The 16,422-nt window shown below is 37.7% G+C and carries 16 protein-coding genes; 6 read left to right on the top strand and 10 right to left on the bottom strand.

The window, feature by feature from the left end:
- Positions 1-30: 30 nt before the first annotated feature.
- Together BN997_RS08755 and BN997_RS08750 are read right to left on the bottom strand one after the other, a co-directional pair.
- The gene (locus tag BN997_RS08755; RefSeq protein ID WP_042531454.1) at positions 31-1,398 is read right to left on the bottom strand and encodes a HAMP domain-containing sensor histidine kinase; all 1,368 of its coding nucleotides are present in this window, start codon (positions 1,396-1,398) and stop codon (positions 31-33) included.
- The gene (locus BN997_RS08750; RefSeq protein ID WP_042531452.1) at positions 1,395-2,063 is read right to left on the bottom strand and encodes a response regulator transcription factor; all 669 of its coding nucleotides are present in this window, start codon (positions 2,061-2,063) and stop codon (positions 1,395-1,397) included. Before BN997_RS08750 ends, BN997_RS08755 begins: the two co-directional genes overlap by 4 nt.
- A gap of 438 nt (positions 2,064-2,501) precedes the next feature.
- Between BN997_RS08750 and BN997_RS08745 the strand changes: the two genes are divergently transcribed.
- The 3 genes from BN997_RS08745 (at position 2,502) to BN997_RS08735 (ending at position 4,962) form a co-directional block, all read left to right on the top strand.
- A complete protein-coding gene (locus tag BN997_RS08745) occupies positions 2,502-3,110 on the top strand; it encodes a TetR/AcrR family transcriptional regulator (RefSeq protein ID WP_042531449.1) in 609 nt (202 codons plus the stop codon).
- A gap of 129 nt (positions 3,111-3,239) precedes the next feature.
- On the top strand, positions 3,240-4,166 hold the full coding sequence (locus BN997_RS08740; protein ID WP_042531447.1) for a daunorubicin resistance protein DrrA family ABC transporter ATP-binding protein: 927 nt from the start codon (positions 3,240-3,242) through the stop codon (positions 4,164-4,166).
- Between the two features lie 22 nt (positions 4,167-4,188).
- Positions 4,189-4,962: an ABC transporter permease gene (locus BN997_RS08735; protein ID WP_042531445.1), complete on the top strand. Its 774-nt coding sequence runs from the start codon at positions 4,189-4,191 to the stop codon at positions 4,960-4,962.
- Between the two features lie 152 nt (positions 4,963-5,114).
- Here the strand turns inward: BN997_RS08735 and BN997_RS08730 are convergent, their stop codons facing one another.
- From BN997_RS08730 to BN997_RS08705, 7 genes are all read right to left on the bottom strand, one after another.
- Positions 5,115-6,275, bottom strand: coding sequence for an FAD/NAD(P)-binding protein (locus BN997_RS08730; RefSeq protein WP_042531443.1), 1,161 nt, complete (start codon positions 6,273-6,275; stop codon positions 5,115-5,117).
- A 126-nt stretch (positions 6,276-6,401) separates the two neighbouring features.
- Complete coding sequence (locus BN997_RS08725; RefSeq protein ID WP_042531440.1) at positions 6,402-6,761, bottom strand: hypothetical protein; 360 nt, start codon at positions 6,759-6,761, stop codon at positions 6,402-6,404.
- Positions 6,762-7,015: 254 nt separating this feature from the next.
- The gene (locus BN997_RS23680) at positions 7,016-7,141 is read right to left on the bottom strand and encodes a hypothetical protein (RefSeq protein WP_276325298.1); all 126 of its coding nucleotides are present in this window, start codon (positions 7,139-7,141) and stop codon (positions 7,016-7,018) included.
- A complete protein-coding gene (locus BN997_RS08720; RefSeq protein WP_042531438.1) occupies positions 7,141-8,370 on the bottom strand; it encodes a helix-turn-helix domain-containing protein in 1,230 nt (409 codons plus the stop codon). The genes BN997_RS23680 and BN997_RS08720 overlap by 1 nt, the downstream gene beginning before the upstream one ends.
- A gap of 205 nt (positions 8,371-8,575) precedes the next feature.
- On the bottom strand, positions 8,576-10,027 hold the full coding sequence (locus tag BN997_RS08715; RefSeq protein WP_042531436.1) for a carbon starvation CstA family protein: 1,452 nt from the start codon (positions 10,025-10,027) through the stop codon (positions 8,576-8,578).
- A gap of 147 nt (positions 10,028-10,174) precedes the next feature.
- Positions 10,175-10,906 (bottom strand): LytR/AlgR family response regulator transcription factor, encoded by a 732-nt coding sequence (locus BN997_RS08710; RefSeq protein ID WP_042531435.1) that lies wholly within the window; start codon positions 10,904-10,906, stop codon positions 10,175-10,177.
- Positions 10,894-12,642, bottom strand: a complete 1,749-nt coding sequence (locus BN997_RS08705) for a sensor histidine kinase (protein WP_042531433.1) — start codon at positions 12,640-12,642, stop codon at positions 10,894-10,896. The genes BN997_RS08710 and BN997_RS08705 overlap by 13 nt, the downstream gene beginning before the upstream one ends.
- 250 nt (positions 12,643-12,892) lie before the next feature.
- Between BN997_RS08705 and corA the strand changes: the two genes are divergently transcribed.
- Entirely contained in the window at positions 12,893-13,843 is a 951-nt protein-coding gene (gene corA / locus BN997_RS08700; protein WP_042531430.1) for a magnesium/cobalt transporter CorA, read from the top strand.
- A 63-nt stretch (positions 13,844-13,906) separates the two neighbouring features.
- Here corA and BN997_RS08695 read toward each other — a convergent pair whose 3' ends face one another.
- On the bottom strand, positions 13,907-14,167 hold the full coding sequence (locus BN997_RS08695; protein WP_374705735.1) for a YrhK family protein: 261 nt from the start codon (positions 14,165-14,167) through the stop codon (positions 13,907-13,909).
- Between the two features lie 277 nt (positions 14,168-14,444).
- Here BN997_RS08695 and BN997_RS08690 point away from each other — a divergent pair, with 277 nt between their 5' ends.
- Both BN997_RS08690 and BN997_RS08685 read left to right on the top strand, forming a co-directional pair.
- Positions 14,445-15,395, top strand: coding sequence for a WD40/YVTN/BNR-like repeat-containing protein (locus BN997_RS08690; protein WP_042531426.1), 951 nt, complete (start codon positions 14,445-14,447; stop codon positions 15,393-15,395).
- A complete protein-coding gene (locus BN997_RS08685; protein ID WP_042531424.1) occupies positions 15,376-16,245 on the top strand; it encodes a hypothetical protein in 870 nt (289 codons plus the stop codon). The genes BN997_RS08690 and BN997_RS08685 overlap by 20 nt, the downstream gene beginning before the upstream one ends.
- Positions 16,246-16,422 lie beyond the last annotated feature (177 nt).

Here is a 16,422-nt window from a genome sequence, read left to right as displayed (position 1 = left end):
TTAAGAGAATTTCTCTACTCAAAACAAGGCCTAATCATCAGCTCTTTTTACTCTAATAATTTTTATCGTTGTTCCTTCTTCCGTAGAATTCATGTCCCAATCCAGGTCCATACCTTTTACCATCATATCAACAATAGAAAGACCGATGCCTGCGCCATTTTGATCTGTACTCGTCTGCATTCCTTTTCCTTTATCTATAATAACAATGGCATCGTGGTGCCCCGTTGACTCTGTCCGCACTGCGATATATTCGCCATCTGCCGCATGACGCAGCACATTTTGTAACAAATTATCTAAAATCCGGCTGAACCACAATGAATCTACTTTCCACATATTTTGTTCAAAAGGTTCTATGTCAATATCAACTTCAAACCTTTCCTTCTCAAAAACCGGATACCAGGTTGCTAAATATTGGCGGAGAAAACGCATCATATCTATTTCTTTTAATTCCTTCTTATATTTACTCGCCATAAGCAACGTATAAGACATTAAATTTTCGATTAATTTATCCACCTCTTCAATAGAGGTTGTCGCCAACTTAAGGGAATGCTTTGCCTCTTTTGGCAAATTCATTTTCTGCAATGTATACGCTTGTGCGTTTATTTTAGTTAAAGGTGTACGTAAATCATGTGATAAATTAGCAATCAGTTCTTTACGCAGCTGTTCCTCTTCTTGTTCACGTTCTCTGCTTGCCCTTAATTCCTGTACCATTTGATTAAAAGACTTCTCTAAATCACCAATCTCATCTTGTTTTTTTTCTTCAATAAGAATCGGTAACCCATCTGTATCTCGAATTTCCATTGCTTCTTGCAGGTGGACAAGACGTTTACGAATTCCTCTGAAAAACCATAGGGATATAAAAATAAACAAAAACACAACACCTATCGTTAACATAACAATAGCCCAGCTATACTGATCAAAAAGGCGTTGTCCTTGAGGCTTCATCGCTTCCCGCTCCAGTTGAAAGACAATAAAGCCATCTTCCTCATTTTCTCCTGCAAAAGCAACAACAGTAAATGGATCATTATTGTAATTTCTTTTTAAGAAATCCGCAGTATAAGTTGCGTCCCATTCCACAGGTAAGTTTTCTTGAAGGTTGCTTTGTACAGTCAAAATACCATTCCCATTCACCCAAAACATAGATGCGTTTGAATAGACCTCCCGCCACTCTTCAAATAGTTGATTCACATCGTCTTCCGATACTACGGCATTGGCTTCCTGATGCCATTTCTCCTCTATTTCTGTAAATGTATTTTCCCCATCCTCCGGTGAATCTGAATCATCTACTAAATTAAAAAAAACAAAAATGATAATGAAGTAGGCTGCTTGTATTAAAAAAATGGCAATGAGGATAATCAATATATATTTCGCTAATAAAGATTTCAAAAACCGCTTCATTTTTTCACCCGATATCCAATCCCGCGAATTGTCTCAATAATTGTTGGTTTCGCCGGATTTGCTTCAATTTTTTCACGCAAATAGCGGATATGCACCATCAGCGTTTTATCTCCTTCCATAAAACGCTCCCCCCATACGCCTTCATAAAGCTGCTCCTTCGTCAAAATTTGATTCAGGTGGCGAATGAAATATTGAAACAGTTGATATTGCTTTCCTGTCAACAAAATCTCTTCTGCTGTATGCTTATTGGTAATAACCAATGATTTCGTATCGATTTGCAGATGTCCGATTTCAATCGTGTCCTCTTTCTTTTGAAAACGGCGAAGCAATGCATCCACGCGTGCAGCTAATTCATCAGGATGAAAAGGTTTTGTCACATAATCATCCGCAAAACTTAAGCCTTCTATCTTGTCCTCCACCGCGGAACGTGCGGACAACATCACAATCGGCGTTTCTTGATTCGCTTTTTTGATTCGTTTTCCGATTGAGAAACCATCCAATCCCGGCAGCATAATATCTAAAATGGCAAGGTCTATATGGTTTATATATGTTTCTAATTCATTTCCAGAGGTCAGCCAAACTACTTCATGTCCTCTTCCTGTCAGATCTTCTGTTACCCATTGTCCGATTTCTTTTTCGTCTTCGATGTACAGGATGTGTGCCATTTTTCCACCTCATAATCTAATGAATTTCCTGATAATGCCTTTTTCTTTTCTGGTATGTTTCTTAAATTAAACATAACCATTCCTCTATAAACAATCATAGCAATTCTGCAAATGAAAAGAATAGACAACTTCTATTTTTAAACAAAATTTAAACATTAACCTAGCTTCTCTTTTAGTATTAATTTATTTTAACAAGGAAATTCTTTTTAAACTGTTCGATGCTAAAGATAATAAAGTTTATTTATCATTTATATTTATGGTAAAGTAGGATTATCTTAAGCTCTTTTTACTTAAAAGATTTTTCTCCTTATTTTATATAGGGACACACGGACTAAAACTATTTAAATGCATCGTCACATCCAAGAATGATTACCTTTATCCCGATTTTGGCTAAATTAAAATAATTACTTTAATAAAAGAAGATGGAGGTCACTGCTGATGGCACCTTTAAACGAAAATCAATTAGAACAGATTCGTCATGAAAGAAAAGAACAGATTATGAGTGCAGCACTTCAAGTTTTTGCAGACAATGGCATTAAGCTGACAAAAATAAGCACGATAGCAAAAGCTGCAAAGGTAAGCCATGGATTAATATATCATTATTTCTCTTCAAAAGAAGAAGTTCTGTATGAAAGCTTAAAGTGGGCAACTGCTGTCAATACATCAACTAATTTTTTAGAAAAATTAAAAGAAGATGATCTGCCTCCATCTGAAAAAATTAAAAAATTTGTTCTATATGCATTTTCCTCCACAGACTCCACTTCTAGTTACGTGTTTCGAATTATACAAAATTTGGATAATAAAGAAGAAACTCCGCAAGAAGTTAAAAATTACGTGGATAGTCTTGGGACAATGTATATCAATTTCCTTATACCTCTTATAAAAGAAGGACAAGAATACGGAGAAATTATCCAAGAAGATTCCGAAGAACTTGTCGGGATTTTCCTTACAACTTTATCAGGTGTCATTGCTGATGATATTACATTTTGGCAAGAGGACATGGAGCGCAAAGTAGAAATTTTGCTCAGAATGATTACTACACGATAACCTCTCCCCTGACTTCCAAATCCTAAAATTAAAAACAAAACTCCTCCAAAAAAGATTTGACAAAAGGAGGAGTTTATTATAAATTGTTGATTGACTGAATTAGTCAATCAACAAAAAGGAGGTTCTAGTTTGGAAACTGTTATTTCAGTGAAAGATTTAGAAAAAGTATACGGAAATCATTCTGTTTTAAAAGGAATAAACTTCGAAGTAGAGCGAGGGAGTGTTTTTTCTTTATTGGGGGAAAATGGGGCCGGCAAAACAACTACTGTTCATATACTTTCTACACTCATTTCCGCTACTAGCGGCTCTGTCCTAATTGGAGGATATGATACACGCAAAGATACCGATAACGTAAAAAAACGAATCAGTTTAACTGGACAATACGCTGCTGTAGATGAATTACTGACTGGAAAAGAAAATCTTATGATGATGGGACGCTTGAATCATTTAGACAGACAAACAGTAAAAAAACGAACCATCGAACTTTTACATCAGTTTGATTTAGTAAATGCAGCAAATAAATCTGTAAAAACATATTCAGGAGGAATGAGACGACGCCTCGATATCGCAATCAGTCTGCTTGCTTCTCCAGAGGTTATTTTTCTCGATGAACCTACAACTGGACTAGACCCAAGAAGCCGAAACAACATGTGGAAGCTTATCCAAGAACTTTCCAATAAAGGTGTTACGATTTTTCTTACAACGCAGTATTTGGAAGAAGCTGATCAACTCGCTGATAAAATTGCTATTTTACATGAGGGAAAAATTGTAGAACAAGGTCCAGCAGAAACATTGAAAAAATTAGTGGGTGAGGAAAAACTAGAAATTAACCTTGCTAATCAAAAAGAAAGTTGGTCCATTGCCAAGCAGCTTTTGGCTGGAAAAGCAGATGAAAAGAATCTTACTATTCTTGTTCCGTTATCATCCGTAAATAGTTTGCGCGAACAATTACAACTCCTTCATGAAAATGGAATTGAACCTGCCTCGATAAGTATTCGTAAACCAACCTTAGATGATGTATTTATACAGATAACAAAAATCAAAAAGTCTGAATAACAGGAAAGGAGCTGATAATTTTATGAATGAATCAAAATGGACTTGGATTATTCTTGATAGTTGGACAATGACACAGCGTACATTAAAACATATTTTCCGAAATATAGAATCACTGATGATGAGTATTGGTCTCCCCATTGCACTTATGCTTATGTTTGTTTATATTTTTGGTGGTGCAATAGACACAGGAACATCTTATATAAATTACGTTGTTCCAGGCGTTATTGTAACATGTGTCGCTTTTGGGAGTTCGCTTGTTGCTGTAGAAGTTGCTGATGATATGACTGGAGGTTTATTTGAACGCTTTCGTACGATGCCTATCCTTCCCTCCGCTTTATTAGCAGGTCATGTTATTGGAGGAATGGCTAGAAATGGGCTCGCTACAGCCATTACTATTCTCGTAGCAGTTATTATTGGATTCCGACCAACTGCTGGATTATTAGAATGGCTTGGAGTTGTCGGTATTTTAGCATTATTTATGTTCGCTGCTAGTTGGTTATTTGTACTGTTTGGCCTTATTGTAAAAAGTGTAGAGAGTGCTAATGCGATAACATTTCCAATGCTTTTCCTTCCCTATTTAAGCAGTGCTTTTGTGCCAACAGAAACCATGCCTAAATGGCTCCATACTTTTGCAGAGAATCAGCCAATGACACCATTTATAGAATCATTACGCAGTTTACTCACTGGAACACCCCTTCATAATAATGTATGGATTACGATTATCTGGTTTATTGGTTTGCTTATTTTTTCTATTATTGGAGCTACAATTGTATTTAATCGCAAGAAAAAGCGTTAATAATAAGTATATTATTTTTCAAGCGAATCTTTAGATATAATTAAACACATGATAAAAATAAAGCTAATTTCATATCGCCATCCAACCAAAAAATCCGCCTCACACAATAATCTATGGACAATGAGGCGGTTCTAACTCCCTATTCTATTTCCCTAAGCAAACTGCAAAATCCGTTCCGCAGCCTTCCTTGCTCCTGCAATATTTCTGGAAGCCGGACCTATCTCTAACTCAGCTAACGCTCCTGCCACAAATAAACCATTTTTCCATTCCAGCGATTTAGGTACGATTGGAAAACCACATGGTGCACAAGGCAACTGCATCTGCTCTATCAGCGGATCTAACCATTCCTTTCCCGGCATTGCAATGGCTGGACCGGTTGCCAGTAAAATAGCGGTTCCTTCCAGCTTTGCTTCATTTTCCATAAACAGCTGCATACTTCCATCCGTGTCTTCTCTAATCTTTTGAATACAGCCTGTATGAATATCCAGCCTTCCTGCTCTCTTTTGCTTCAATAATTTTAAATATAAATCTCTGGTGATGGAACCTCGATTCCTTGCTTCTTGTATAACCAACCTTCGTTCCTTATAGCTGGTCAATTTATGATACTTATTCAAATACTTAGGCCCGAGCCATCCTGGATCACTATCAAAATGGTGAACACGTAACGGATGCCGCTTCACCATGGTGACAGAATGAATAGATTCTTTTTGTGTAAGTGCATAGGCAAGATGTGCTGCTGTCATCCCGCCGCCAACTACAATCACATCCCCCGTTTCCGGAAGGCTGCTATCCATTTCAAACACATGATTTATTGCTTTATGATCCTTATACGAGTCAATCCATGAGGGATAATGAGGGGTATGGTTAACACCCATAGCAAGCACCACTCGCTCACTAAAGAAACAACGTCCATCCGCAATGCAAACTTTCCATCTCTGTTCCGTCCATGACAGTCCGTTTACCACTCCTTGCAGCCAACATTCCATGACGCCTGTTTCTTCTAACAAATCCATACTGTGCTGATTAAACATATCCAAACGCGGTCGCTGATACTGTCCTTTCAAACTCGAGGCATAATTGTTTTCAGAAGAGTATTTTTTTAAACTGTATGGATCCGTATGCAAATGATGTACTAAAGGAGAGCGTAAATATTTCATTTCAATCTTTTCTGTGATTGTGCGCCATCTTTCCAATGGCTGTTTATGTGGATCAATAATCAGTACATCTTTTACCTCTGCTTTTTTCTCTTCAAGCAGCCGGGAAGCAACACAGCTTCCTTGGATTCCTCCACCAATCACTATCCATTTATACATACCTGTTCCTCTCCTTCCTTAAAGCGTAATCATTACGGTTCAAAAGTTAAAATTTTTTCTTGAGATTCCTCCCTATTTGATTCCCATATCCGCTTTCGAATGGTTGTTTTTCTCTATTACCTTTCATTACAATCCTTCTGTATAAAAATATTTTCTATGTTCATTTTTTTCAAAGGCAGTCGAAACAACATTTGTACAATCAAGCCAACGTGCTTCTGCTTTTATCATTTTCGTTCTTTTCTCTATCTTTATTTCTATTTCTTTTAACACTTCCAGAAGTTCGTGTAAGGATAAATTGAACGCTTCAGCTACATGCTTATGAGGAGATTCAGCTCGGATTAAATCTATAAAATGTTCGGGTGTTAATGCTTTTTCAGAAATCATATTTTCTATATTTATTACTTTTTCATATAATAACCGCTCCTCGTTTGAGAGAAAACGGCTGATCACCTTATTCAAAAGTTTTGCTTCTATGTAGCTTTCCATTTTAAACGCCCCCCATAAAATAATTCATCAAAAACGTAATCATTACGATTTGTAACGGAAATATTATTACTTTACCATGAAATATAAATAAAAACAATCTCTTTTTCGATGAACCCGCTCTCTAACTTCCAACGCTTCCTTATGATATGTATCTATTCCCTAAAAAAGCATCCAAATTCATCTGCTCTGCAAAAAAAAAGCCATCTTCCACCAATCTAATGGTACAAGACAGCTTTCATCCTTCACATACCCTCTTAAAAATCTTTCGGATCTAGGCTATGTGTTGAATCTGGGTACTCAATTTCATCTACAGCACTTACAGTCATGGTTACACTGAAAAATGCGAATACCGCTAATGCAGCAATTATTAATTTCTTCATCAAATCCCTCCTTTCATATCTAAAACATTTTTTATCTTAAAATAAGCTTGTTTATACTGCTTATTTTGAGAATAATAATCAGATAACAGTACATTAGAGTAAATGAGGAATTCTGTATCCTTTTTCTCTTCAAAAAATGGAATAGCAACGGTTTCTAAGTATTCTTTAATGTTCTCTTCATTCAACTGTAATTGAAGTACATGAAACTTAATAATATACTCCTCCAACCCCTTTTTTTCTGCCACTTCTTTTCCTTCCGTAATATACTGTATCGCTTTGTCTTTATTCTCCATGCTCAAGTACAATTTTGCTAAGGCATATATTGTTTTCATACTATGTTGTTCTTCTATAGAGACGGAGAGACTTTGTTGATAATAATCAATTGCTTTTTCAATATCCTTCTTTTTTTCAAAGGCCAGTCCCAGGTTATGATATACCTTCCGAAGCAAATTTTTATCATCTTCTATAACTTTCTCTATACGATTATAATAATCAATCGCTTCGTCATAATTGCCCATCTTAAAGTAGTTAATACCTAGCAAAAAATAACAAACTGTACATTTATCATAGTTCATTTCCTGTAAATACTTATTTAAAGCTTTTTCCAAATGCTTAATCGATTTATATATGTTACCTTTCCGGTTGTAGACCAGAGAAAGTTCATAGTGAATATCTGCTTTGTATGGATAATTTAAAGAGTTTGCCAGACCCAGGTATAACTCTAACGCAGCATCGTAATCGCCTGTTTCATAGTAGTATAAGCCACAAACTCTATTAAATAAAGGCATCATCTTCATATTACTATAATCTTGCAAAGATTCTGCCTCTTGAAATTTTTCTTCAATTTCCTCCATTGTTGAAAATCTTAGAGCAAATCGCAACTCTATTAAGCTGATCAGCAGTCGGATACCAGGATCCGATGAATTTTCGAAGTCTTCCAAAAATGATTGATAGGCTTCTTTGGCTGCAGCTTGGTCTTCTTTAATCAAATTATAGATATTTTCCGCTTCTTGAACAACCTGATCATTCACCACTTCTTCGATTTGTACTAATTCTTCAGGGGCGATTCCAAACCGTTCAGCCAGCAATTGTAGAATCTCTTCATTAGGAACGACATTACCGTTTTCAATCTTGCTGTAATAGGATACAGAACAAATACCTTCAACAATCTCATGCTGGGTAGAATTCTGCTTATTTCGTAAAAATTTAAGTTTTTGCCCTAAATCCAAAATCCTCTCTCCTCTTCGTGAAATTTTTTACCTAGTTTAAATGTAACATAATTTCAATGAGAAGTAGAAGCATTCTTTTAATTTTTAAGGGATATCCTCATAATTATGGTTAATATTCACAAATAATTAAATAAAATGAAATGAATTTGTAAAATTTATAAAAAAAGAACAAGATAACCGCTTCCAGTCATCTTGTTTTTTATAATTAAGAAGCTTGCTTCCAATCAGAGACATCCACTTCAAGCGGAATATTATTAGCACGTGCCTTTGCAGCTGCTTTAAAAAATAGAACTACTAGCAGCGCTGCTCCAATAAAGCCGCCTCCCCATGAGATATTCATAGGTAAATTAAAACCAATTGGCTGTGACAAAATATAGGTAATAACCATGATCAGCATAAATGTTCCCGGAATCAATGCGACGAAATAATTTTTTCCTGCAATATAGAGATACATCGAACCAACAAATAGAGCAATTACTGCCGTTGACTGGTTTGCCCAGTTAAAATAACGCCACAATAATTCAAAATCAATTTGCGTTAAAATCATCGATACTGCAAATAATGGCAAGGCAATCCACAAACGGCTGGAGAACTTTTTCTGTCCAATTTTTAAGTAGTCTGCAATAATCATTCGTGCACTGCGAAATGCTGTATCTCCAGAAGTAATTGGAAGTATGATAACACCCAGCACGGCTAGCGTTCCGCCAATTGCTCCCAGAAGCGTAGTGGAAGCTTCACTTACAATGGCTCCTGGTCCGCCAGCCGCTAAAATGTCATTCAATCCATTATAGCCGTTAAACATGCTCATGGCAGCTGCAGCCCATATCATTGCAATAATCCCTTCTGCAATCATCATGCCATAGAAAATTTTACGTCCTTCTTTTTCTTTTCTGGTTGTCCGCGATATAATCGGTGTTTGTGTAGCATGAAAACCAGATAAAGCACCACATGAAATAGTAAAAAACAATAATGGAAAGATAGCTGCCCCTTCAGGATGAAAATTTTGGAAAGAAAGCTCTGGAATTGGTGCTCCCGTTACTACTAAACCAATTCCAACACCAATTGCACTCAATAAAAGCAATGCTCCAAAATAAGGGTACAGTCTGCCGATAATTTTATCGACCGGAAGCATCGTAGCCAAGATATAGTAAGCAAAAATAAAAGCAATGAAGATACCTAGGGCGACACGCCCGTCCGCTAATAAATGAAGCAGACTTGCTGGTGTAGAAACAAATACCGTACCAACTAGCAATAGTAAAAGGACTGCAAAGCCGTTAACGATATGCTTCATAACCTTTCCTAAAAACTTACTCGCAAGCTCCGGCAGATGCGCTCCCCGATTCCGGATGGAAATCATCCCTGTTAAATAATCGTGGACGGCCCCTGCAAAAATGCATCCCACTACTATCCAGATAAATGCTGCCGGTCCATATAACGCTCCCATAATCGGACCAAAAACCGGACCGGTACCAGCAATATTCAAAAGCTGAATCAGCGAATTTTTAGGTGTACTCATTGGAATATAATCCATGCCGTCTCCGTTCACATAGGCAGGTGTCGGCCGGCTTTCTTTGACTCCGAAAAGCTTCTCAATAAATTTCCCATACGTAAAATAACCGATAATTAATAAAACAATTCCTGCTAGAAATGTATACAAACTTTCTCCCCCTCTTCCATCATCAATGAATACGTTTTCAATAAGTATAGAATATACAAAGCAGGAGAAGGGGAAATCAGGAACAAAAGGTTATTTTTAAGCGTTATGATGTTCTTTCAAGAAATTAAGATGCATTGAAAGAAAGCATCAGATTTCTAATTTAGCACGTAATGCTTTTATATAATTTCTGCTGACGGAAAGCGTGTCTTTACTTCCTTCTAATTGCAAATGATAAGCGCCATTAAACCATGGAGTTAATCGTTGAATATGCTCCAGATTAACTAAGAAGCTTTTATGAATTCTGAAAAAGCCATACGCTAACAAGCGATTTTCCAGTTCTTTGAGCGGCATTTTGGTATCAAATTCTCCCTGCTTTGTGATTAATTTTGTCCGTTTTTCTATTCGTGACATATACAAAATATCTTTCAGATCTATATAGTGAATATCTCCTTCCACTTCTATCGCCAGCTTTCCACGTTCCTTCCCTTGATTTGTCTGCTCTTTCACACCACGTTTTTTCTCCAGCCGCCCGATTGTTTCTTTCAACAGTTCTTCATCATAAGGCTTCAATAAATAATCTACAGCATCATAGCGAAAAGCCTCTGCAGCAAACTGCGGATATGCTGTAGCAAAAACGACCAGCGGTGGCTTTTTCAGTTCTTGTATCGCCTTCGCTACTTCCATTCCGCTCACTTTTGGCATTTCAACATCTAAGAAAATAACATCTGGCTGATACTGCATGGTCTTCATGATAGCTTCCTCACCTGATTCTGCTTCTTGAACAGATTGTATTTGTGTGAATTCACTTAGTAAATGCTTTAATTCTTCCCGGTTATATGGTTCATCATCAACGATAAGCACTTGCATTAACTGATCCATTGCTTTTCTTCCTCCTTATGCGACAGGACAAAATAAATATTGGTCCCTTCCTCGTTGGTTCTTACTTGAAGTAACGCTTCCTCGCCAAACAGAATACGCAGCCGCCGATTTACATTGTAAAGCGCTAAGCCATTTCCTGATGTCGAATCTATCGGTGCTTGACGTATTTGATTTGCTGCTTCTTCACTCATCCCCATGCCATTATCCTTAATCCCGATATAAACACTGTCTGGGTGTTTTTTCATCGTAACCTCTAAGACACAATCGCTTTCTTTATCTTTAAACCCATGCATGATTGCATTCTCAACGATTGGCTGCAGGGTTAAAGGCGGAATCACTTCCGATAGCGCCTTCTCATCAATTTGATAATTCACCGTTAACTTATCTTTAAATCTTTCTTCATTCAAGGACAGATAAGCCTGGACCTGTTTTAATTCCTGGTCTAAAGTCGTTATTTTTTGTGTGGTAGCGGATAGATTCTGTCTAATAAAATGAGACAGGGAAATCAGCATTTTCCGAGCTTTCCCCGGATGAAGACGGATAAGTGATACAATTGTATTTAATGTATTAAATAGAAAATGCGGATGAATCTGAGCCTGAAGCGCTTTTATTTCTGCTTCTTTGGCCAGCTGATACACGCGTTCTGCCTGACCAATTTCCAGCTGATGACTGATCATGGAGCTTAACCCTGTAATCAATTCCATATTAACGTTGGTCAAATCATTTTCTGACTGGAAATAAAATTTTAGCGTGCCAATAATTTCTCCCTGTTCTTTCAGAGGAGCAATCATAACAGCTTCCAGCGGACAATCTGGGTTTGTACAATGAATCGATTCCGCTGTTGCCATTTTGATTTTCCCGCTTGCTATGGTTTCTGCAGTAATTTTTGTCTGAATTGGGTTTTCCTGCTGATGGTGGTCATGTCCAAGTCCGACATGTGCAAGGATAGCTGTCTTATTTGTGATGGATACAGCGCTTGTGTTTAACTCTTTATGAATAATACGGCAAACTGCCTCTGCTGCTTCTATTTGCAAGCCATTACGTAAATGCGTCAGTGTCTGATCTGCAATTCTCAACGTTTTTTGAGCCTGTACAGCACTTGCTTTCTCTTCTTCTTTCAATACACTTTTAATAACCAGCAGAACAAGCACTGAGCCGATGCCGTTAGCTAAAATCATCGGCAGCCCAATTAAATTAACTAGAGCCCAAGCCTGCTCTATCGGCCGGGCTAAAGCCAGAATAACCAGCATTTGTACTGCCTCAGCAATCGCCCCCACAAAAAAAGCGGTTTGCAGTTTAATCCGTTTATTTTTCTTATAGAACAGACTTGCAATAATTCCTGCAATCATTGTGGCAACACCACAGGCTATTGCTGTAAACCCTCCCAACGTAAAGCGATGAACTCCGGCAATCACCCCGGCTCCAATACCAACCTTAGGCCCTCCCAGTAAACCAGCGATAACGATGCCAATAACCCTTGCGTTTGCAATCGCTTCTTCTGACATCAAGTCCGTTGCCCAACGGTTAAATTGCAGGCTGTCCGTATTTACATTCAGCCCTGTATATGTACCGATAATCCCAAAAAAGGCGAAAAAAAGAATAGCTGTAAGATGCTGCTGGCGATTCAGCTGATTCTGATAAAACATTTTCCGGAAGAAGCGAAACCTTGTCAGCACAAAGGCTATTGTTACAATAATTCCAACTCTTTCTACTAACGTAATTAATAATTCAAACATGATAATGCTCCCTTCCGTTTTAATCAAACCTCGAAAACGCTCTCATTATTATAGCAGTTTCCTAGATAGTTGAAAATTGGTTATCAATCTACTATCAATAAGCCCTTCCCGCCTTCCTGTCTACTTAAATTCATCGATGGTAATATAACCGTAACCTTGGCACACAGCTTTAAAATTAATACTTTATCCGCTTCCCATATAATTATCTTTTATTATATACTTTTTTAAAGTGCAAAAAAGGAGTTTCATTATGCCCATCTCAATACATTACCAAACAGCTTCAAAAGAATGGAAACAAGCAGAAAGTGATGCAGCGGTTCCCAGTGATGCCCTTTTTATTTGGTATGATTTTGTACAAGCCAGTACAGAGGAAAGTGAATTGCTTGCTTCCCGATTTCATTTCGATCCGCTGGCCATTGAGGATACGATAAAAACAGTGTCACGGCCCAAGCTGAAAAAATACCCAGAATACCACTTTTTAGTTTGTCACCTTGTGAATGCAGATGATTATCGCGCACGGGCGGTAAACCTGTTTATGAAAGATCATATTCTTGTAACCTATCATCAGGATGATCTAAACAAGCTGGGCACTATCGGAGAGGGAATTCAAAAACGCTATCCGTCCCAGCCTGTTACTCCGGCAGATGTCGCTTTGATTATTTTAGATTTTATTGTGGACAGCTATTTTGAATACGTGTACCACGTAGAAGATGAAGTATTTTCCTTTGAAGACCGGCATGTCAATGATACAGCCGATAATCAGCTGATGGAAGACGTCTTTCAAATCCGGGCGGTGATGATTAAATTAAAGCGTGTTATTCTGCCGATGCAGGAATTGATACAGCATTTAAAAGAAGAAACAGCCTTCACCAAAACAAAGAAACAGCGGCTCTACCTTCATCATATTGAGGACCATATTATTAAACAAATGAACATCATTAAATCTGCACAGGAAATGACCAGTGATATCCGCGATAATTATGATTCGTTAAGCTCATACCGTTTAAATAATGTAATGAAGATATTAACACTCGTTTCAGTTATATTTTTGCCGCTCACGTTAATTACCGGTATTTACGGCATGAATTTCTCGCATATGCCGGAGCTGCAATGGGATTATGGGTACGTTGCAGTGCTTGCTGTTATGCTGCTTATCAGCATGGGGTTAATCATTTATTTCAAATTAAAAAAGTGGTTTTAAAGAACAGAAATGATATAGCAGTTAAAATCATGTTTAGCTGCTATATCATCAATCAGACGTTTTTTAAAGGGAGTTGTTATCCCATTTCTGCTTTTGCTTCACCTTAGACAGATGAAAATCATGGATAATCGAAATGAATGGACGTATTAGCATCTGAATACTTCCAATTACAAACAAAACGGTCCCGGCAAACATTGTATTGTCACTGAAAAACAGAAAGCTTCCAGTTAAAAAAATGAGCCCGAGGACGAAATCATTTATCTGATAAAGCAACTTATATATTGAAGTTACTTTTAATTCTATCCTGCTTACATGCAAATCCAGTTCTTGGTTACTTTTAGGTAATGGCACGCTTCTCCTCCTCCGTTTATTACTGTATGTGTAATCGGAAAGCCTTCTCTCTCTCTCTTACCAATGTTTTTTCATGCTATTATTTTAACAAATAATCGACTCCAGAAAGAAAAATAGTTTTGTTAAAAAATAAAAGAAGTTTTTTCGTTACATATATATTTCATCTTTTTAACTATGTTATACTTTTTTGTGTTCTAATTTAGAATGAATGTTTCATTTAAAAATAAATCGTCCAAAGGGAGTCTTTTTTGTGAAATCTTTTGTACTTGGTATATCCGCTTTCATGTTAACCTTGTTAACTATCATCAGTATGTTTGTTTACCAAAAACTTGATTTTTTTATAACCTCTCCGCCAGGATTTTCTGAAATAGACGATACCACTGTTTCAGCACCTGGAGGGCCGGCAGCTGACGCGCTGCGGCCAGTAGATTATGAAGCTTCCACTAGTTATTCCTTGCAAAACGATGAACTGCGTCTCACCTATAATCAGGGGGAAGATTGGGTGAACGTACCAATCGAGAAGGAACAGCTATTTTCCGGAGAATATCAAGGAAACAAGCAAGAATTGATGGAGCACAGCTATATACTGACGGAAGACCGGGCTGCCTTCTTACATGCAGAATCGTCGAATCAACACGTGCGCAGCATTCTTCTCACTTATTCTTTAGATCAGGGAGCGACATGGGAAACGTCTGAAGTAACCGATGCTTTTCCAGCAATGCGTTTTAGAAAAGTTGATTTTGTAAATGATCAATTTGGTTATGTTATCGTTTCGGGTGATCGCACGATGTCTCAGGAATTTTCTACCGTCTTCCTTACCCATGACGGCGGAGAAACCTGGGAAGAGACCAATAATTCGGGAGTATCAAGAATGATTGCAGACGGCGGATTTGTAGATGAATCAACAGGTTTTTTATCATTTGGAACCATTGATCCCGCAGAACCAATGCTCTATGTAACACAAAATGGCGGAGATAGCTGGAAAGAAGCTGCATTTCATATTCCCGAGGAATACGATCATGTCTTTGTTATCGCCGAAACCCCAGTACAGGAAGAAGACCAGTTGACTGTTTTAGTGGACCAGGGCCCTAATGGCGATTATGCCGGCGGTTTCGTAAAAGGAAAATTTGTATCTGAAGACAATGGAGAAACATGGGACTTTTTAGAGGAGGTGGATCCTGATGAAACAGCGTCAGAATAAAGTTAGAAAGTGGCAAAAAATCATTGGTGCTATTTTATTACTTCTTGCGATTGGCTTTTTCTGTTTACAAATGGGCTACCTCTTTATCCGGTCCAGCCATTTAATTGATTATATTGATCACAGGCTCTTTTACATTATCAATATCGCCTGTATGATTTTTCTCGCGTCTGGGGTTTTTCTTTTTATTTCCACGACAAGAAGGTTGAAAATCATTGGTTCAGGTATTGTACTTCTTCTCATCGTGGTACAGCTTATCATGCTCTTCAATAGTAATAACCTGATTAAAAGCGTAACAAGTCTATCTCCTGACCGGAAAAATGTTTTATCTATTAAAGAAAATCTGCAGACGACCGAGGTCGTTTATTATCGACCTCATTTCGGTATTATCGGCCGGCCGGAAGAAAGACTGCTGTCCCCAGTAAAAGGAGACTTTAAAGTAGAATGGCTGGCTAATGATGCGGCGGCGGTTACGTATCAAACTGCTGATAACAACACGCAGCAATTTATCGCTACCTATGGAGATCGCGGGGGCGGAACGAGTTACTATTATGTTGGTGCCGAGATTCACGGTACATGGCAGGGAGAAAATGTTCAGCTGGTCAGTGATACAGAAGGGATTTCTATCACAACTGATGGCGAATCCGAACATTTTGAATGGGACGATATCCATCAGTTCGGAACGCTTGCTGTTGTTTTAGAAAAAAACAACGAGGCTGCCTGGACTGTCTCTTTGGATGAAAATTTTCAGGTTAATGAAGATACACCAGAGCGGCAGAATGGAAATATTACATTATATCAAGCCACGATGAATGATAATGAACCGATAGAGCTGACTAAGCAGATAGAATAAAATAGATGCACTTCGGCTGAGGGGGAACTATTTTCAGAGAGTATGAATCTGGAATTTCAAACCTGCAGATAACCGCATGTATCTGCAGGTTCAAACTTACTTTATATGATTGGATAAAGGCATGTAATAAGGTGGACAGTAATTTCTATGGCAACAACAAAATGTTTAAGATTTTTT

The sequence above is a fragment of the Oceanobacillus oncorhynchi genome (assembly GCF_000821065.1).
GTDB lineage: Bacteria > Bacillota > Bacilli > Bacillales > Amphibacillaceae > Oceanobacillus > Oceanobacillus oncorhynchi.
This window is presented reverse-complemented; position numbering and strand designations above follow the sequence as displayed.

Coding starts and splice junctions, on each gene's coding strand:
- BN997_RS08755 (WP_042531454.1), bottom strand. CDS start 1,398: ATGAAGCGGTTTTTGAAATCTTTATTAGCGAAATATATATTGATTATC.
- BN997_RS08750 (WP_042531452.1), bottom strand. CDS start 2,063: ATGGCACACATCCTGTACATCGAAGACGAAAAAGAAATCGGACAATGG.
- BN997_RS08745 (WP_042531449.1), top strand. CDS start 2,502: ATGGCACCTTTAAACGAAAATCAATTAGAACAGATTCGTCATGAAAGA.
- BN997_RS08735 (WP_042531445.1), top strand. CDS start 4,189: ATGAATGAATCAAAATGGACTTGGATTATTCTTGATAGTTGGACAATG.
- BN997_RS08730 (WP_042531443.1), bottom strand. CDS start 6,275: ATGTATAAATGGATAGTGATTGGTGGAGGAATCCAAGGAAGCTGTGTT.
- BN997_RS08725 (WP_042531440.1), bottom strand. CDS start 6,761: ATGGAAAGCTACATAGAAGCAAAACTTTTGAATAAGGTGATCAGCCGT.
- BN997_RS23680 (WP_276325298.1), bottom strand. CDS start 7,141: ATGAAGAAATTAATAATTGCTGCATTAGCGGTATTCGCATTTTTCAGT.
- BN997_RS08710 (WP_042531435.1), bottom strand. CDS start 10,906: ATGGATCAGTTAATGCAAGTGCTTATCGTTGATGATGAACCATATAAC.
- BN997_RS08705 (WP_042531433.1), bottom strand. CDS start 12,642: ATGTTTGAATTATTAATTACGTTAGTAGAAAGAGTTGGAATTATTGTA.
- corA (WP_042531430.1), top strand. CDS start 12,893: ATGCCCATCTCAATACATTACCAAACAGCTTCAAAAGAATGGAAACAA.
- BN997_RS08685 (WP_042531424.1), top strand. CDS start 15,376: ATGAAACAGCGTCAGAATAAAGTTAGAAAGTGGCAAAAAATCATTGGT.